The following is an 18,377-nucleotide window of genomic DNA, read 5'->3' as shown; positions in this document are numbered from 1 at the left end:
GGTGGGCGGCCGACGGGCTCAGGAGCGGCGCCAGCGGTCCCGGAGGGAGCCGCGACCGCGGTCCACTGCTTCCTGGGCCTCGGCCAGTTGTGCCTGCGCCTCGCTGAGCTGCGTCCGCATCTCGCCGAGTTGCGTCTGCAGGTCGGTGATGCGGATCCAGGCGTCGTGCTCGCTCTGTGCGATGCGCTGGGCCGCCTCCTGCTCGGCCTCCTCGGCGCGCCGCCGTGCCGCCTCGACGAACAGGTCCCGCTGGGCGACGGCCGCTTCGGCCTCCCGCAGGCGTGCCTCCACCTCGGCGACACGCAGTCGGGCGCCCTGGCGGTATTCCTCCCGTGCCGACGCGGCGGCCCGCTCCCGCTCGTCGGCAGTCGTCTCGGCCTTCCGTAGACGGGTCTCCAGCTCGGCGACCCACGCCCCGGCGGCGCGTTCACGCTCGGCGGCCACCGCCCGGGTCTCACTCAGCTGTACCTCGAGGTCCCCGATGCGGGCCTCGGCACCCTCGCGGTAGTCGCGCAGCCTCTGCTCCAGCTCGTCCGCCCGCTGCCTGGTGCCGGCCGTCTCCCGGGCGGCCTCTTCCGCACGCTCGGCACGGCGCAGTACTGCCTCGTAAGCCTCGCGGTGCTGCTCCTTCAGACGCGCGAGATGCTCCTCGGCCTGGCGCCGCACGTGCTTCTCACGCCGCTCCCGGGATCGGTCCGCCCGGTGCAACAGCACCTCTTCCCAAGCGTCGAGCTGTCGCTCGGCGTCGGCCCGTACGGCCGCGACACGCTCGTCGGCACGGCGCCGTTCCTGGTCCAGCCGAAGCTCGTTCTCCTGCGTCAGCAGGGCGATCCGGGCATCGTGCCGGGCGCGGACCTCGGCGAGAGACGGCTCGGTGTCGGCCGACCGCGGCTCAACCGGTACGGAAGGAGCGGGAGGGATTGCCGGACGTCCGCCTGTCGCGCAGGCTGCCTGCTCCGCGACCGTGCTCTCACCGGCACTGCCGTTTCCGGAGGCAGGAACCGTCCGTGGCGGGCGCGCGGCGACGAACTCCGCGAGGGCGGCGCCGACGGCAAGGCGCGACTCGGCGCTCACCAGCGGTCTTGCGGCCAGGTGCGCCCGGGGGGTGGCACCGACCAACGCTCCGGCGGGCCGCTCGAAGAAGTGCTCGGGCCGCAGTCCCGCGTTCTTGACGGAGTCGAGAACCTTCTGCAGGACTTCCAGGGCTTCGACCACGGGCCGGTCGAGCGTCCCCCGCTGCCGCGCGGCGCGCACCACCGCGTCCGTGGCGGAGGAACCGAGCAGCACGGACAGTTGCAGATGTCCCAGGGCGAGCAGAGCGTACTCGGCGAGCCAGGTCACTCCTCCGCCCAGCTGTGGGCGCGTCAGCGTCAGGGCCTTGTCCCAGTCGGCGGTGATCTGCGGCGTGCCGGCCGCCGGGCCGGCGGTCTCCGCCGCTCGTCCCGTCTCCGGTACCGATACCGGTTCGGAACCGGACACCTGCGTGGCCTCGGGCTCCGGTACCTGCTCATTCCCAGGCTCCGGTACCTGCTCGTTCTCAGGCTCCGGTGCCTGCTCGCTCTCGGGTTCCGGTGGCTGCACGCTCTTAGGCTCCGGCGCCTGCACGCTCTCGGGCTCCGCCGGTTTCGCCACCACGGCGAGGAACTCCCGCAGCGCGTCCCGTACGGCCAGCCGCGACTCACGGTCCACGAGGGGCCTGCGCACGAGATAGTCGCGGGGAGTCACCCCGACGAGCGCTTCGGCGGGGCGGTCGAAGAAGTCCTCCGGCCGCTGCCCGGCGGCCACCAGGGCGTCGAAGACCCGGCGCAGCACTTCCAGCGCGGTCAGCACCGGACGTGAAAGGTGGTTGTTCTCGCGGGCCTCCCGCACCACGGCGTCGGCGGCCGGCTGCCCCAGCACCGCCGCCAGACCGTCGTCCCCCAGCGCCGCACGCGCGTAGTCGGCGAGCCACCAAAGGTGGTCGACGGGCTCCTCCGACATCCGGCAAGCGCGTTCCCAGTCGGCGGCGACGGCGTCCGGAGCCGCCTCGGTAACGTCCGGCGCCACCTCGGTGTCGACGGCCTCATCGGCGGCGGCAATCGCCTCGACTCGGGCGCTCTCCTGGTGGGTGGTTGTTACGGCGAGCTCCAGCTCCGCCTCGGCGACAGACCTGTCGCCGTCGTCCTCCTCCCTGTCCCCCGCCAGCGGGGTCGGTATCGGAGCCGCAACCACCGCGGCCTGCTCCTCGGCGGCCCGGGCGATGCGCTCCGCCCTGGCCTTGCGCAGGGCGGCCCGGGCTCGGGCGGTGCGGGCCGCGAGGGTGACTCGGGCGATCCTCGCCGCCCGCTTGGCCTCGGCGGCGCGTTCCGCCGCCTGCTCGGCCTTTTCGCACACGTCGTCCAGACCGACCAGACCCGCCTCACGCACCCGCTCCCGCAACACGGGCCGGGCCTTGCCCTCGATCTGCCGGATGCGCTCCCGGGTGACTCCGAACTCACGTCCGAGGTCGTCCAGCGTCGAGGGCTCGTCCCCGTCGAGCCCGAGCCGCCGCACCAGGATGCGTGCCTCCCGTTCGGTGAACGTGTCCACCACGGCCAGGAGTTTCTCCGTGAACAGGGCTCCCACCACCTGCCGCTCCACCGACGGCAGGACATGGGTCTCCGCCACGAAGTCCGCCAGGGTGGCGCCATCGCCGATGACCCGGTCCAGGGAGTCGGTACGCCGGGTGAGCTTTCTGATCTCCTGCACCTTCTGCAGGGTCATGTCGCACCGCACCGCGACATCGGCGTCGCCCGCGCGCCGCCCCTCCGCCGCGAGGGCACGTTCGGCCCTGGCCACCTTCCGCATCTGTTCGTGCATGTGCACCGGGACGCGGATCAACGCGCCCTCGTCGGCGATGGCCCGGGTGATGGACTGCCGGATCCACCAGGTGGCGTAGGTGGAGAACTTGTTGCCCATGGTCGGGTCGAACTTCCGCGCCGCCCTGAGGAGACCGAGGAAACCGTGCTGGAGGAGGTCCTCGTAGTCGAGCCCCTGCTCCAGGTAGGGCCGCACCAGGGAGTGCACGAGCCGCTGATTGTGCACCACGAGGCAGTCCCGGGCGCGGATTCTGACGTCTTCGGGAGAGAGCGCCTTCAGTTCGTCCTCGCCCGGTTCCTGCGCGATGCGGTCCGGTCCGCCCCGCAGCAGCACGGCCAAGCCGACCTCGGCCTGCGCGCTCAGCAACCGGCTGCCGGGGCGCCGCACCCGCCGGTCGGTGTCCAGCACGGCGTGCGCCGCGGCCACCGACTCCGCGAGGTCCCCTCGTGACACGTCCCCCGTGGACGCGTCCTTCCCCGGGCCAGGCGCCTCGGCTTCGGCGTCCTCCGCGACATCGGGCGCGTCCGGCTCATCGGTTTCCTCACCGTTCCCGGCGTCGGGCTCTCCTTCCGGGCCCCGCACCAGAGCACCCACACGGAGCCGAGCGGCCTCGTGCGCGCCGAGCCCGGTGAGCCGGATCACCCCTTCCACGACCCTCGGGGTCACGTACCCGTCGGCGTCCGCGTAGCGGGCCAGCAGGTTCTGTACGAGCGACAGGCGGGGGAACACATTTTCTACACGATTCTGTGCAACCTTTTCACCACCCCGCTGGTCACCCCCTGCGTGCATCTGCAATTCCCTCACGGGCAGCCCCAGCCGGGCCAGCTCCTGGCGCAGCCGTTCCCGCTCGGCGTCCCCCAGGGCGAGCGCCCGCACGCTCTCGGCGAAGACGCGCTCCGGGACGACGCCGCCCACGGCCGCGCGCCGCAGCCGCGCCAGCACCTCACCGAGCGCCGCACGCAGACCGGACGATCCGGCGTCGACCGCAGACCACTGCGCCATTAGTTCACCCCTAAACTTCCCTCGACCACCCACGCTAAGTCCCGCACGTTGATGGTGTCAACGCACTGTCACCTATCACTTCGATCGCTCGTCGTGTACGGTTTCGCCTGCCGCCGCTTCCCCTCTGTCACGATGAGTGGGCGCAGCGACACGTGAGGGGGTTCCCGTCCACCCGGGCAGGGCGGGCAGGACGCGGGAACGTGCACGAGGGACGAAGGAGCGAGGGGCAGTGAGCCAGGAGCTGGTCGACGGCAGGTTCCGCATCGGACAGGTCATCGGCAGGGGCAACATGGGGGAGGTCCACCGCGCCGAGGACCTGCACGCTCCGGAGGGCTCCCCCGAGCGCACCGTGGCCGTCAAGACGATCCTGCGCAGTCGCACGGGCGCGCGGATCGACACCGGTGACGACGCCAAGGCCGTGCAGCGCTTCTCCCGCGAGGTGCGCATCACCCGCAGACTGCGCCACCCCAACCTGACCCGTCTCGTGGCGGGCGGCATCGACGAGCGGGCGGAGGGCCTGCCGTTCCTGGCGATGGAGTTCCTGGACGGCGAGACGCTGCGCGACCTCGTCGAGGAGGAGTCCCAGCCGCCCGTCTCCGGGGCCGCCGCGATCGGCGCGCAGATCGCCGCCGGGCCGTGCGGAGCTGGACGCCTTCTTCTGCCACCTGTACGGCCTGTCCCGCGACGACACGTCCTACGTATTTGACACCTTCAACGTCACCCGCGACAACGACACGAAGGCCTACGGCACGTACCGCACGAAGGAACTGATCCTCGCCGAGTACGACCGCATGGCCGACGCCGGCCTCACCCTGGAGAACCCGCTCGTGGACGGCGAGAACTACACGTCCACCCTCACCCCACGCCCAGGCCACGGCCCGCGCCACCCCGCCTGACCACAACACCCGCGCGTGCTCACCATCGACATCCCAGGGGGGACCATGAGCAACCCGCAGCAGCCCAATCCTATGCCCTCGAAGTACGAACTCGAGATATGGGAATCCATCCAGCGATTCAAGGGTCGCCCGCTGTCACAGGCGATGCAGAACGCCGGAGAGCACGTGGCCAACGGCGTCACACAACTCGGCAAGCACGCGGCGAAGCAGTTGGAGAAGTACCCGCGCGCCGCGTCGGCCGTGTCACGGGGGCAGGAGTTCGTCGCCAAGGGTGCGTCCAAGGCCGGAGCGAAGGCACGCAGCGCCGCCGAGGCCATGCCGGAATGGGGCGGCACCGCCGTGCAGTCCGTACGGAAGACGGTGGGGAAGGTCTCGCGCGCGGGACTCTCTCCCAAGCGGGTGGTGGCGCTCCACAACAAGCGCGGGCACGACATCACCTCGCTCTCCGACGTGCGTCAACTCGACCTCGAACTGGTCGAGAAAGTCCGCGGCCGGGCGGCGAGCTGGTACTACCCCGCTGCGGCGGCGCTCTCGGGAGCGGGTGCCGGGTTGGCGATCACCGGAGGGCAGCTCGCCATCACCGCCTCCGCCGGCGCCGCGGCAGCACCTTCGGCCGGTGCGATCGCGGGCGCGTTCACCGCCGATACCGCAGTCGTTCTCGGACTCTCGTCCCGGGCCGTCGGCCAGGTCGCCCTGTCCTACGGATACGACCCCGAAGAGCCGTCCGAGAAGCTCTTCATCATGTCTGTCGTCAATTTGGGGACCGCGAGTTCGGCCGCTGCCAAAAACGCGGCGATGGCCGACATCTCGAAGCTCACCCAGGCGCTCTTCCGCGGCAAGACGTGGGAGGTCCTCAACAACGCCTTCGTCACCAAGGTCGCCGAGAAATTCACGAATGCGTTCGGCGTCCGCCTCACCAAGATGGGTCTCGGTAAGGTCGTACCCGCGTTCGGCATCGTCGTCGGCTCCACCCTGAACTGGGCGACGCTGGAGGGGGTCGTCGACGCGGCCGAGATGGCGTACCGGCGCCGGTTCCTCCTGGAGAAGTACCCGTACCTCGCCGACGAGGAGGCGTTCGCGACGTTCACCGACACGGACGTCTCGGACGACGTCGACGAGAAGATCAGCGTGCTCGACGAGATCGTCGAAGAGGGCGGCCCCGACCTCCGCTAACAGGGCGTCCCGGCGGTACGCGTCTTCACGCGACCGCCGGGACGACGTGGCTTAGGACGCCGCGAAGCCCACGAAGTGCGCCCAACCCTCACGCCCTACGGCGAACGGCCGTCGTACCACGTCCTTGGAGTCCCGTACGTGGACGGCCTGCTCCGTAACAGCGACCTCTACACAGTCGTCGCCCTGTGCGCTGCTGTAGCTGGACTTGAACCAACCGAGTTCGGACGTGTTCATAGCGCTCCTCTGATCCGCATCAGCAGGCCCATGGAGTCCTTCGGGGAAAGTGCCTGCGAACGCAGTCTTGCATAGCGCATATGGATGCGGCTCACCTCTTTCGGGCCAGCGATCAAGCGGCCGTTCTCCTGGCCCTCGGAATACGCCCGCCAGCGGCCGTCCGGCATCTCCAGCAGTCGTACTGGTCCCGAAAGGCACGCGTGCTGCTCGCTGTTTGCAGGCATGACCTGGACGGTGACGTTACGCAGAAAGCCGAGGTCAAGGATGAGGTCGAGCTGCTCCACCGTGACTTGCGCCCCTCCCAAGCGACGCATGAGAACAGCTTCTTCGATGACGAAGTCGAAGGTCGTGTTGGGACGTTCGCGGAGCAGTTGCTGACGCTCCATGCGCACCTGGACGGTGGCTTCCAGGGCATCGTCCGAGAGAGGTGGAATCTCGTTCTCACAGAGAGCCCGTACATACCCTTCCGACTGCAACAGCCCGGGGATCAACCGGCACTCATACGTACACAGACTCACCGCCGTACGCTCCAGCCTCGCCCACTGCCGAAACCAAGCCGCCAGCCCCGCATCCCCCCGCGTCAGAAATCTGGCCGAGTGCCGCAGCGCCCCCGTGTTCCCCAGCGCCTCCTCCGCCCGCTCCACGAAGGACGCATCCGGCATCCGCCGCCCCAACTCCACCGACTCCACCGTGTGCTTGGAGAACCGCACCAACTCCCCGAACTGCACCCTGCTCAGACCCGCATGCTCGCGCAGCGCCTGCACGACAGCCCCGAACGTCCGCAGACTGTCCGACGGATCCGGCTCCCGCTCGCACTCCCCGCCCGGCACCGCCGGCTCCACATGGTCGGTCGTCATCCGAGGCCCACGCGCACCGGGTTCCTCTGATGAAAAACTCCAGGAGGAGCCAACAGGACACTCGTACAACCCACCTGTCATCCCCGTACGGTGACGCACCGTACGGGGGGCACCCCGCACAGACGCTCGCGCGAGATCTGCATGTCCGTAACCAGAAGGGGTCCTTCGCCGTTGTCGCGCCACGTCGACCCTGGCCACTGGCGACCCTGAGTTTCTGGTTCGGCCTGATCCTCAACGAGGTGCCGTTCGGGGCTGGCGGCGGAGCGGTCGCGGCTCCCTCTCTTTCGCGCGCGGGGGGAGCCGTCCACGCACGCGCGGGTCGTTGGCGGTGTGTGCGCCCCGAAGGCGCGATGTCCTTCGGGGCGCGTGGCAGGGTTCGGTTCAGGCGTTGTAGCCACCGTGGGCGTCCAGCACCGCGCCCGTGACGTACGACGCGGCGGGGCTCGCGAGGAAGGCGATCGCCGCGGCGATTTCGTCGGGGTGCCCCATGCGCTGCAAGGACAGCGAGCCGACAAGGACCTTGAGCGTCTCGGGGTCCGGCGGCTCCATGCCGCCCTCCATCAGTCCGGCCTCCACGACGTTGGCCGTGATGTTCCGGGGCCCGAGGTCGCGTGCGACGCCCATGGTGTACCTCTCGATCCCGGACTTGGTCGCCGCATAGTCGGCGAGGCCGGGGGCACCGACCCGGGAGCCCAGTCCGGAACTCACCGTGATGATGCGTCCGCCCGTGCGCAGCACTCGGGAGGCGGCCCGGATGACGGCGATGACGCCGAGGTAGTTGGTGGCGTGCATCCGGTCCAGTGCGGCGGTGTCGGCGTCCGGGTCGTCCACCGTGCCGGCCACGGAGATCGCCGCGTTGTTGACCAGGATGTCCAGGCCGCCGAAGTGCGCGACCACGTCGTCGATCAGCGCCGGCGCCCGGCTCGTGTCCGCCTGGTCGGACTGGAGGGCGACGGCCTTGGCCCCCTTGCCGTGCACCTCGTCGACGACGGCCCGCGCCTGCTTCTCGGAGCTGACGTAGGTGAAGGCGACATCGGCGCCCTGCTCGGCCAGCAGCCGTACGGTCGCGGCTCCCAGTCCGCGCGACCCCCCGGTGACCAGGGCGACCTTGCCCGTGAGTGGCTTGCTCATTCTTCTCACCTCGTTGATTGACCCTTCCCCCGACAGTCGCAACGTTAGTTGTTACGACAGCTTGTCGCAACCTTTATTGTTACAGCTACGTCGTCGTAACATGAACCGTTGCGGTCGAGAGGAGGGGTTCATGAGTGCCAACAGCAGGTTGACCATTGCCGCCCACGCGCTGGCCTGGATCGGTCTCTACCAGCGCCAGGGCCATGAGGTCGCCACCTCCGAGCAGATTGCGACCAGCGCGAACACCAACCCCGTGGTGATCAGACGACTGCTCGGCGAACTGCGCAAGGCCGGGCTCGTGGAGTCCCGGCGGGGCGCGGGCGCAGGCTGGTCGCTGGCACGCGAGTTGGAGTCGATGACCCTGCTCGACGTGTACGAGGCAGTGGAACCCGGCCCACTGTTCGCGTTGCACCGCACCGCCCCGGACCAGGGATGCGTGGTGGGCCACGGCATCCAGCCGGCGATGCAGAACATCTACGAGGGCATCGAGCAGACCCTGCGACACGAACTGGCCCGCGTCACGCTCGAGAACGTACTCCGGGACGTACTCGCGGCACCTCGCTAGCCTCCCCGTCACGCCCTGACATCACCCGGATCCCCCTCCGTACTGGCCGTCTCTCCCCCGACTGCCAGTGCCGCGTGGGCATCCACCAACTCAGGACGCCGTCGTCGGATCTGCTGCGGGAGCGGTGCCTGCTGTTCGTCTCGAGGCACGAGGGCGAGGGAGGCACGCGCGGTGTCGTGGAGCGGGACCGCTAGCCCGTTTCTGCTCCGCTGAGGCTCGGTACCGCGTGCGGTGCAATCGATCAGCCCACGGCAGATCACCAAGGGCTTCGACGACCTGCCACACGCCGGACGCGCCGGCGGGACTTCCGCAACGATCAGGTGTTCCAGTGCGCCGGAGACTGTGAAGCGGCTGGTGGGACGTGGAAGGATTGTGCCCCTCGGAAGCGCTCTGCCGAGCCGGCGTGACGAACACGGTGACGTGCCGTCAGCGCGGGTCACAGATGCCTTCCTCGATCGCAGGGGGAGTGCGGTCGGACGTCACCCGGTGCGTCCGGGCTGAAAGGTGCGCGCGAGGCGCATGGCAAGGGGGGCTCTACGGTGTACTCGGTTTCGTCGCTCCGGCATTGGCTGCAGGAGATGCCCGACCTGGTGCTCTCGTTGTTCCGGCACGTCGAGCAGGCGCACGGGCCGGCCGCGCTGCAGTTCCAGGGCGGCCCGGCGACCGCGAAGCTGCGCAAGTCGGCGGGCGCCCGCATGTGGGTCACCCGGGCGCCGGAGCGACTGCTGATCAACGTCTGCGGATGCGGCACGTCGATCGCCGAAGAGCGACTGCGTGAGCTGGGGTTCGAGGACGAGATCCAGGATCCCGGCCTCGAGCAGCTCACGCGCATGCTGGAGGCCCTGCCGCCGGACCTGGCGCAGCTTCTGCTCCACGGCTACGCCCTCTTCTCCGACGCGCCTGCCCACTCGTGGGCGCACAGCCACTCGGGGGAGCTCCTGGAGGCCGCGTTGCGCGATGCCGCTCCTCTCACGGAAGCCGATTACGAGCGGCTGACATGTGTGCACCGGGGCCGGGGCCATGAGCAGGGCACCGGTGAAGCGACGGAGTCGGAAGCGGACGGCGGGACGGCCGTCTCCGGGGAAGGGCGAGGGAACGCGACCGTGGTGGAACTGGACGCCGACGGCCTCGAGCGGGAGCTCGTGCGGCTGAACGAGTCGGCGACGGCGGTGGCCGGAAGGCTGGATGCCTTCGCCGCGACGCTCCGCGAGGGGCGGCAGGCCGACGGTCGGGAGCTCTTGCGGGACACCCTGTCGTGGGTCCGGCGACGACGGGCACTGGACCAGGCGTTCAGGGCGGCCGGTGCGGACGAGGGATGGGGCGACGACCAGGACTGGGCCGCGGCCCGGACGCTCGTCGAGAGGCTGCGGGACGAGCAGCGCCGTCAGCAGGCGGTCGACCTGGAGATCGGGTCGACCGCGGAGGCGCTGGACGAGGCGCAGGCCATGTACGACATGGCCACGAACGATCTGCTGCGGAAGAGCCTGCGAGGTCAGATCGAGCACTTCGAGCAGCGGCTCCGCGAGCTACGCGAAGACGTGGCGGACGCCGGGGCCATGCAGTCCGCCGTGGCGGAAGCCGGTGACTCCGGTGACTCCGGTGACGGGACGGAGCAGGGGGACCGCAGCGAGCCGGAGCCCGATCCGGAACCTCAACGGTCCGACGACTTCCGCGAGGAGGCCGCAGAGTCTCCGTCCCCCACAGCGGAAGCCGCCGAGCCGGTCGTTCAGGACGCGCCCGGCCCGGCCGCCCGGACGGAGCCGGAAGAGGCCCCGGCCGGGGAGTTCGTGTCCGACGGCACCGTGGGTATGACGGCCGGGGCCGGTGAATCCGCGGCGGACTCCGGAGTGTCGCTGCCCGGGGCTCGGCAGCCCTCCGAGGCATCCACCGGCGCTCCGGAGAAGGAAGATGCGGAGGAGACGGAGGAGACGGCACCGGCAGCTCCCGCCCCGGAGGCCGCCGTGCCGGCCCCCGCCCCAGTCCCGCAACGCTCCGCCGACTTTCCGGAGTCGGAGTCGGCGCCCGCCGAGCCCTCCGCCCCGGCCGCCCCCGCCCCCGTCCCCGTCCCCGTCCCCGTCCTGTCGGACGTCTGGGCGGGTGCTCCCTCCCCGGTGGAGACCCTCGTCACCGAGGGCCGGCTCGCCGAGTCGTACTGGCTGACCCGCGCTGCCGGCGCCCCCGCCCACCGCACTCTCGCGCTCGCGTTCGCGGACGCCGCCTTCCACACCTCCCCGGCCGAGGCCTCCGACCTCCAGGTGCGGGCCGAGGAGCTCATCGAGGCGATGAACGAGGGGCACTCCCGGGACGACGACCGTGACGCCTACATGGTCCTGCTGACCGCGGCCATCCGCAGTGGGCTGTCGGCGCGCTGGGCGAGCAGCGTCCTCACCGACTTCACGTCGATGCCGGGCGTTCCCGAGCCGTGGGCGCCGGTGGTCGACGAACTGGTGCACGCGGTACGGCAGTCCACGGGGATACAGCCGGGCGACCTGGACAAGTCGACGGTGACGCCGGTCACGGACCGGCAGGAGGAGATCGGCGACCGGGCCCGGCAGCTCGCGCTGGACCTGCCGCTGCGCACCATCAAGCTCCAGCGCGGCACGATCGTCCTGCAGACCCTGGCCGCGCCCGACGGCCGGCTCGGGCACACCCTGAAGCTGATCCAGGACTGGGCCGAGGGGCGGATCGAGGCGGAGGGGCTCGCCACGGAGATGGAGGAGCACTACAAGCGCTCCGACGCCGCCGACCGGATCATCGACACCACCGACCGGGCCAAACGAACGCCGAAGCAGTCCAAGAGCGACATCCACTCGGCGGCCCGTGACCAGCTCCGTACCCACATCAAGACCGTCAAGGACCTGCTGACGACGGCGCTGCGCGTCGCTTCGGCCCCGCGTCCGTCCGGCGGTCGTGACATCGGCCGGGACCTGATGCGCGCGATCGCGGACGCGCGTCAGGCCGAGCCGCTGCCCGGCGTGGGCGGCGCCCTCCTCGCGCTCCTGCTGCGCTGGCTCGACGGCTCCTACGCCCCCGAGCCCCGCGACACGGGGTTCCGGCCGCCCGCCGAGGGCCTGCTGCACCTGCCCGGGCTGCGCTGGCACGTCCACGAGGAGCAGGACGAACCCGATCTCGGACATCCGGACGCGTTCGGGGCGATGCTGGGTCTGCTCGGTCCTGCCGACCCGGCGGTGGCGCTGCAGTGCCACCGGGAGACGGGCGACCTGCACCTCGCCAACCGTCTGCTGGAGCGGCTCGAGCAGGAGCGCATCGTCGGCGCCGCCATGCCGGCCGCGCAGCTCGCCGAGTGGCGGCAGCGCATCGCCGACGCGGCCGTGAGCTGGGGCCGCAAATGCGCTGACGAACACCGGCGTGCCCAGCTGATCCTCGCCCAGATCCGGGTGCAGAACCTGCTGAAGCCCGAGGAGGAGCACGACTTCACCGCCCGGCTCCTCGACCTGGAGGGCGACGACCACGACGACCGGTTCGGGGAGCGCTTCCGGGCCGTCGCCGCCATCGGCCGGGAACTGCGCGACCTGGAGAAGCAGCAGACCGAGAGGCTCTACCGTCAGCTCGACGCGGCTCAGCTGCCCGACGCCGAGCGCCTGCGCATCCGGCAGTTGCTGGACCGGGGCAAGACGGTGGCCGCCGAGGAACTCCTGTCGTTCGCCCGGCGTGGTGAAGCCCTGCCCGTCCCCGCCGAACCGGCCGGGGAGGAGCTGGCCCGCTTCCTGAAGGGCGTCGCCCACCCGGAGGCTCCCCAGTTCACCCGTCGCGGCGTCGGGGCCCGCTGGTGGGCCCAGCACTACGCGGAGGACAAACCGCTGGTGCAAAACGCGCTCTCCGGGCTCGGTGCCTGGCAGGAACTGATCGGCGAGCGGGACCAGCGGAAGATCCGCGGCCTGGTCATGAGCGTCCTGCGCCTGCTCGGTCTGACCGTGACCGAGGCCAACGTCGAGGAGGCCAGGTACGGCGTCACCCGGCTCAGCGTGCGCGCCGACATCACCGAGAGCACCCCCGGCTACGTCGCCGCCCTCGGTTCCCAGGCACGCCGCATGTACAAGGTCGTCGTCATCGCCGACGAACTTCGCGGCGAAGGCCCACTGCGTCACCTTCCAGAATCGGCTATCGGCGCCAATCTGATCCTCTACCTGCAGCCCCTCGGCACGGAAGGACGCCGCCAACTCGCGCTCGCCTCCCGCAACCGCGGCCAGCAGGCCCTGGTCGTCGATCCGGCCGTCGTCGGCTGGGTCGCCGCGCGCGCCCCGCGTTCGTTCAGGATGACGCAGCGTGTCACCCTGCCCTGGACCGGCTACACCCCCTACACCCCGCACGTCGCGGGGCTCGTTCCGCCGGAGGTCTTCAAGGGACGCGCCGAGGAGATGCAGGAGATCCTCCGCCCGGACGGGTCCATCTTCCTCTTCGGCGGTCGCCAGCTCGGCAAGTCGTCCCTCCTTCGGCAAGCCGTCGAGGTGTTCCAGAAGGCCGACCGGGACCGCCACATCGCCGTCTACATGGACCTCCTCAAGGCCGACATCGGGCATGCCGAACCCCCTGAGGGCATCTGGCGGGTCCTGCTGGCCGAGCTGAAGCGCCGCGGTGTCATTGGAACGAACGTCTCCGACCGTGCCGTCGGCATCGACGCGATCGCCGACGCGGTCCAGCAGTGGATCGAGGCCGAACCCGGCCGCCGTGTCCTCCTGCTCGCGGACGAGGCCGACGCCTTCCTCACCGCCGACGCCCAGGCCGTCTACACCGGTGGAGGCCAGTCGACCTTCCGTACCGTCAAGCGGCTCCAGCGCCTGATGGAGACCACCGGCCGGTCGTTCAAGGTCGTCTTCGCCGGCCTGCACCAGGTTCAGCGCTTCAACCACCTCACCAACGTGGTCACCGCGCACGGCGGGCCGGGCATCCTCGTCGGTCCGCTCAAGCCGCAGGCCGCCGTCGGGCTCGTCGAGGAACCCCTGGCCGCCGTCGGTCTCACCTTCGAGACCCCCGACCTGGTCTGGCACATCCTCGGCGTCACCAACTACCAGGCCAACCTGGTGCAGATCTTCTGCGACCACCTCGTCGCCTACATGCAGCAGCGCGCCGTGCCTGCCGACGGCCGTCACGCCCCCATCACCTGGGACGACGTCCAGGCGGTCGCGAACCTGGAGCGGGTCCGCGAACTCATCGCGGAGCGCCTGCGCTACACCATCAACCTGGAGGACCGCTACCGCGTACTCACCCTCCTGGTCGCCCTGCGCAGCCTCGAGCACGGCTACACCCACGCGTCCCGGCCCAGTGAGTTGCTGGAGGCCGCCCACGAGATCTGGCAGGAGGGCTTCCCCCTCAACAGCGAACGTCAGCTCACCATCTTCCTGGACGAGATGGTCGGCCTCGGTCTGCTCATCCGGGTTCCCGGCGAGGAACGCGCCTACGCGATGCGCAGCCCCAACGTGGTCAACATGCTGGGCACCCAGAACGAGCTGCAGAGCGAGCTGAACGACACCGAGTTCGACCTGCCGTACGACTACAACCCGCGCGCCGCCCGCCGTTCCATCGGCTCCCCCGGCGGCGTCCAGCGGATGAGCCCGCTCACCGAGGGCCAGTTCGGCGACATGCTCGGCCACCCCACCCGCACCACGCTGGTGCCGTGCACCCGGGCGCTCGGCGACGACCACGTCGAACGCGGGCTGCGCCTGTACGGCGGCGGGTACGGCCTCGACATCATCGGCGTCGCACCCGGCGACAGCCTCACCGACGCGATCACCGCCAACTCGCGCCGCAAGGGTTCCCGGGTGCTCTTCGTGGACCTGCGGGGCCGGGACGCCGACGAGGTCAGGGAGGCCGCCGAGCGGCTCGTCAAGCACACCGGCGGCACGCCGCCCGACAGTGACGCGGCTCCCGGCGCGTCCCGTCGGTACGCCGTGGTCCTCTGCTCGCCGGACGCCGCGGGGGAAGCGGTGGAGACGGGGGCGGGCCATGTGCTGCCGGAGCGGTGGACCGTCGACAGTGTGCGCGCCTGGCCGGAGTCGCCGTTCGGTTCCCCGCAGGAACGGCGTGCCCTGATGGACTCCACCGGGGGATGGCCCGGGCTGGTCGAGACCGCCATGCACAACGTGCGGTCCGGCATGCGGCAGAAGGAGGTCCTCCAGGGCCTGCGCGAGCGTCTGGAGACACCGGACGCCGCGACGGCCCATCTGCGGGCGGCCGGTCTGACGTCCGCCGACGTCTCCCTCCTCACGGCCTGGGCCCAGTTCTACAGCGACGAGGAGTACGCGGACGGCAAGGCCGTCATGACTCCGGGCGACCTCGCCGCCGCGTTCCTCGACAAGAGCGGGGACGACTCGCTCGAGGCGGCCGAGCATCTCCTGAAGCGCCTGGACGGCCTGGCGGTCCTCGACCCGGACAAACAAGGAGGCGTCCGTCTCGACCCGGTCACCTTCCGGGCGCTGAAGACGATCGAGCCCGCGCAGTGAACGCCGTGAACCCCGGTGCCGAGGAGTCCGCGTCACCGGGGCCCGCCGCGCCGGAACCGGTCACCGACGGGGCCGGCCGGCGGATCCTGGACGAGGACCTCGCCCGGCTCCCCGGCCCGCGCCGGCACCTGGGCGTGCTCGAGGCGGACCTGCGGGCGGGGCGCAGCTGCGTCTGGTACTTCCCCGACCCCGTCGTGGAGATGGGCCGTGCCGACTTCTTCGTACGGGAGCTCACGCACCGTCTCGAGGCGGTGATCCCGGTTCCCGGTGTCGTCTCCCGTGCCGACCGCCACACCGGCGCGCCCTCCCTGCCCGCGCAGCGCACGCCGGTCGCCGCGTCGCACGACCCCTGGGCGGACACGGACCAGGAGGCGTGGGGCACGGATCTGTCCGACGACCCCTACGGCAGCCTCCTGAGCGGGCTCGTCGCCCCCGGTGGCGGCGTGCGGCCCAGCCTGGCCCCGGCCGCCGCCGCGCAGGCGGCGACGCTGGAGGACCGCCTCGCCAAGGAACTCGGCGTCATGGGCGACCCCGTGGAGTCCCTGGCCGAGCAAGCCGCGGCCGGACAGGCGCCGCACGTGATCGTCGTGCGCTGCTGGGACGAGGCCTCCCCCGAGGAGGCCGCCCGGCTCCTGCGCGTCGCCCAGGCCACCTTCCACGAAGCCGGTCTGCCCGGTCACCGGCGGCCGCGGTTCCTGCTGACCGCGCGCGCCGCCGACCTGCCCCGCGCCACCCTGGGCAGCCAGGGCCGCGCCGCCGTCCACTGGTGGTGGAGGGTGTGGACCCGTCTCGACACCGAAGTCCTCATGGCCTGGAACTCCCGCTCGGGAACCGCCGACGCCGCCGCCATGCTGTCCCGCCGCGTCACCGACGCCGTCGTCGCCGAGGTCTGCGGCCCCGACATCGACCGCGCCCTCGCCCTCCGTGACGCCTGGGACGGCGGCGACCTGGGCACGCTCCGCAGCGCGCTCGGCCGGGTGCTGCCCGGGCGGACGGCCGACCCCGCCGATCCCGTGCTGCCCAGACGCCTGTCCACCGCCCACGCCTCGACCCCCGACGCCGAGATCCACGGCGCCTGGGCCCGTGGCGCCGTCGACAGCTGGGACGGGCGCATCCACGCCACCCGCGGGAGCTCCCTCCTGGACCCCGGCTCCCAGGAGCTGCGCGTCCTCGTCTGCCACGCCCAGAACCGTGTGCTGCTTCCCCTCATCGAGGAGGCCCGCAGCGCCCTGATCCACCTCGTGCCCGGACTGCTGCGCACACAGCGTTTCACCCTCCGGGAGTTCTGCGAGAAGGCCCGCTCCCAGCATCTGAGGAACGCACCGGACGGCGCCGTGCCCGATCTCGAGGAACTGGAGCTCGGCGGCCTTTCCCACGCCGCCTACATGCTCGCCCTGACCACGGCGCAACGGCACCGTCTGCGCACCCTGCACACAGCGCGCAACATCCTGTCCCACCGGACCCCGCTGGACCACGGGGAACTCGTGACGCTGACCCAGGTTCTGACCACGGACTGGACCGTGGGCTGACTCTCCGGGCGGCTCAGCGCAGGAGCGACTTCGGTTCCCGCAGCGCGTGCAGGAGTCCCGTCGCGAGCGGTACGGAGGTGAGGGCGAAGAAGACCCAGAACAGGAACTCGGCGCCGGGGGCGAGGTCGTAGACGGTTCCGTCCTCCCACAGGCAGTAGGCCCGCGGGGGGAACGGGGTGGAGACTCCGGAGACTTCGCCGCCGCCGATGACGCCCTCCCGCATCGGCTCCCCGGGGCAGGGCGCGGTCTCCGGGAACAGGAAGGGGTCGTCCGCCGTCATGATCACGCACCAGGTGAGGGCGCCGAGCGGGGCCGACCAGAACACCGCCGTCCGCACCCACCACGGCAGCAGCGGGTGCACCAGCAGCCCGCGCAGCGCGACCCAACCGACGACGAGTCCGACGAATACCGGGAGCAGCGTCATGACACCGCCACGCTCCCGCGCGCGCGGAGCCCGCTCGCGACGGCGGCGTCGGCCGCGGCGATGAGCGCGCCGGCGGCGCAGACCGCGGGGAGGGCGGGACCCAGCAGCACGTCCGTCACTCCCCCTCCGCGTCCCGAGTCAAGAAGACCATAGCCGCGCGGGACGTCCCCGACGTACACCACCCCTTTGGGGCGGGGCAGTTGGGGCGGGGAGGGGGGCGGCTCGGGCGGGGCGTGCCTCCGGGCACGTGGCTGAGCGGGTCTCACCCGCGTCGGCTCTCAGCCGTCGACGCCGAGGGCGCCCAGCAGCATCGGCAGGGAAGCGTGCAATTCGCGTTCCCAGTAGGCCCAGGTGTGGGTGCCGGGGCCGTAGAAGTGGGTTTTCAGGTGTTTCGCCCCCACGCGCTCCAGTTCGGCGGCCAGGGCGTGGTTCTGCCGGTTGAAGTCGGCCTCGAGGGCGCTGGTGGCGCCGGGGGTGTCCAGGGGGCCGGTGGTGCCGTCGCCGCAGGACAGGTACACCGGGAGCGACTTGAGCCGCCCGGCCAGGTGGACCGGATCGTGGGCCTGCCAGATGCGGCGCTGCGCGACCGGGTCGCCCCAGACCCGCAGGGGGTCGTTGCCCTGTCCCGCGAAGAAGCCCATGATGCGGCTGACCGACTCGTCGTCGAGGAGGGGGTGGGCGGAGCCGGAGTAGGCGGCGGCCGCCTTGAACATGCCGGGGTGGCGGGCGGCGTAGAGCAGGGCGCCCTGGCCGCCCATCGACAGGCCGGCGACGACCCGGTTCGGGCCGGCGCCCCAGCCGTGTTCCAGGAGGTGCCGCAGTTCGACCGTGTGGAAGGTCTCCCACGCCGGGTCGCCGCCCGCGCCGTGGTTCCACCAGTCGCTGTACCAGCCGTTCCAGCCGGCCTCCGGCATGACGACGAGCACGTCGCGCAGGCTGTCCGTCGCCGCCACGTCGGTCCTGGCGGTCCACGACGTGTAGTCGCCGCAGCAGCCGTGCAGCAGCCACAGGGTCGGCCAGTGCCTGCGCCGGTCGCCGGGGTTCCAGCCGTCGGGGGTGAGCAGCCGGACCTTGACCGTGCGGCCGCCCAGGGCCGCTGAGCGCACGGACAGGTCGACCTGCCGGTCGGCGACCCGGGTGAACGCGACGACTGGCGAGGATCAGCAGGATCCTGGAGCGGAGGGGAAGGGCGGCGGTCGCGGACAAGGCGGCTCCCTGGGTGCGGTGCGTCGTCGCTGGGGGTGCGGTGCGTCGCCGCGCGTGCGGT

The 18,377-nt window shown here is 71.3% G+C and carries 11 protein-coding genes and 2 pseudogenes; 6 read left to right on the top strand and 7 right to left on the bottom strand.

Going from position 1 to position 18,377, the window contains the following annotated elements; all coding sequences use genetic code 11:
* Nucleotides 1-18: 18 nt before the first annotated feature.
* Entirely contained in the window at nucleotides 19-3,840 is a 3,822-nt protein-coding gene (locus tag CNQ36_RS30475) for a sigma-70 family RNA polymerase sigma factor (protein ID WP_121548707.1), read from the bottom strand.
* A gap of 289 nt (nucleotides 3,841-4,129) precedes the next feature.
* Between CNQ36_RS30475 and CNQ36_RS30470 the strand changes: the two genes are divergently transcribed.
* The 3 genes and pseudogenes from CNQ36_RS30470 (at nucleotide 4,130) to CNQ36_RS30460 (ending at nucleotide 5,909) form a co-directional block, all read left to right on the top strand.
* Nucleotides 4,130-4,546 carry a phosphotransferase gene (locus tag CNQ36_RS30470; RefSeq protein ID WP_338058028.1) on the top strand — a complete coding sequence of 139 codons (417 nt, stop codon included), beginning with the start codon at nucleotides 4,130-4,132 and terminating at the stop codon, nucleotides 4,544-4,546.
* A pseudogene (locus CNQ36_RS30465) lies at nucleotides 4,476-4,736 on the top strand (hypothetical protein); the annotation flags it as partial. The gene CNQ36_RS30470 and the pseudogene CNQ36_RS30465, both read left to right, overlap by 71 nt.
* Before the next feature lie 45 nt (nucleotides 4,737-4,781).
* The gene (locus CNQ36_RS30460) at nucleotides 4,782-5,909 is read left to right on the top strand and encodes an EcsC family protein (RefSeq protein ID WP_121548705.1); all 1,128 of its coding nucleotides are present in this window, start codon (nucleotides 4,782-4,784) and stop codon (nucleotides 5,907-5,909) included.
* 51 nt (nucleotides 5,910-5,960) lie between these two features.
* Here the strand turns inward: CNQ36_RS30460 and CNQ36_RS30455 are convergent, their stop codons facing one another.
* From CNQ36_RS30455 to CNQ36_RS30445, 3 genes are all read right to left on the bottom strand, one after another.
* A complete protein-coding gene (locus tag CNQ36_RS30455; RefSeq protein WP_121548703.1) occupies nucleotides 5,961-6,143 on the bottom strand; it encodes a DUF397 domain-containing protein in 183 nt (60 codons plus the stop codon).
* A complete protein-coding gene (locus CNQ36_RS30450) occupies nucleotides 6,140-7,000 on the bottom strand; it encodes a helix-turn-helix domain-containing protein (protein WP_121548701.1) in 861 nt (286 codons plus the stop codon). Before CNQ36_RS30450 ends, CNQ36_RS30455 begins: the two co-directional genes overlap by 4 nt.
* Before the next feature lie 381 nt (nucleotides 7,001-7,381).
* A complete protein-coding gene (locus CNQ36_RS30445; RefSeq protein ID WP_121548699.1) occupies nucleotides 7,382-8,131 on the bottom strand; it encodes an SDR family NAD(P)-dependent oxidoreductase in 750 nt (249 codons plus the stop codon).
* A 130-nt stretch (nucleotides 8,132-8,261) separates the two neighbouring features.
* Between CNQ36_RS30445 and CNQ36_RS30440 the strand changes: the two genes are divergently transcribed.
* The 3 genes from CNQ36_RS30440 to CNQ36_RS30430 all read left to right on the top strand — a co-directional run bounded on the left by CNQ36_RS30440 (nucleotide 8,262) and on the right by CNQ36_RS30430 (nucleotide 16,686).
* Nucleotides 8,262-8,696, top strand: a complete 435-nt coding sequence (locus tag CNQ36_RS30440) for an Rrf2 family transcriptional regulator (RefSeq protein ID WP_121548697.1) — start codon at nucleotides 8,262-8,264, stop codon at nucleotides 8,694-8,696.
* Nucleotides 8,697-9,274: 578 nt separating this feature from the next.
* The gene (locus CNQ36_RS30435) at nucleotides 9,275-15,157 is read left to right on the top strand and encodes a hypothetical protein (protein ID WP_121548695.1); all 5,883 of its coding nucleotides are present in this window, start codon (nucleotides 9,275-9,277) and stop codon (nucleotides 15,155-15,157) included.
* Nucleotides 15,154-16,686 carry a hypothetical protein gene (locus tag CNQ36_RS30430; protein ID WP_121548693.1) on the top strand — a complete coding sequence of 511 codons (1,533 nt, stop codon included), beginning with the start codon at nucleotides 15,154-15,156 and terminating at the stop codon, nucleotides 16,684-16,686. Before CNQ36_RS30435 ends, CNQ36_RS30430 begins: the two co-directional genes overlap by 4 nt.
* A gap of 13 nt (nucleotides 16,687-16,699) precedes the next feature.
* Here the strand turns inward: CNQ36_RS30430 and CNQ36_RS30425 are convergent, their stop codons facing one another.
* The 3 genes and pseudogenes from CNQ36_RS30425 to CNQ36_RS30420 form a co-directional block, all read right to left on the bottom strand.
* Nucleotides 16,700-17,110 carry a hypothetical protein gene (locus CNQ36_RS30425; protein ID WP_121548691.1) on the bottom strand — a complete coding sequence of 137 codons (411 nt, stop codon included), beginning with the start codon at nucleotides 17,108-17,110 and terminating at the stop codon, nucleotides 16,700-16,702.
* Entirely contained in the window at nucleotides 17,107-17,229 is a 123-nt protein-coding gene (locus CNQ36_RS35650) for a hypothetical protein (protein ID WP_276315082.1), read from the bottom strand. Before CNQ36_RS35650 ends, CNQ36_RS30425 begins: the two co-directional genes overlap by 4 nt.
* 159 nt (nucleotides 17,230-17,388) lie before the next feature.
* Nucleotides 17,389-18,261 (bottom strand): annotated as a pseudogene (locus CNQ36_RS30420) (alpha/beta hydrolase); the annotation flags it as partial.
* Between the last annotated feature and the right edge of the window lie 116 nt (nucleotides 18,262-18,377).

The organism is Streptomyces fungicidicus (assembly GCF_003665435.1).
GTDB lineage: Bacteria > Actinomycetota > Actinomycetes > Streptomycetales > Streptomycetaceae > Streptomyces > Streptomyces fungicidicus.
This window is presented reverse-complemented; position numbering and strand designations above follow the sequence as displayed.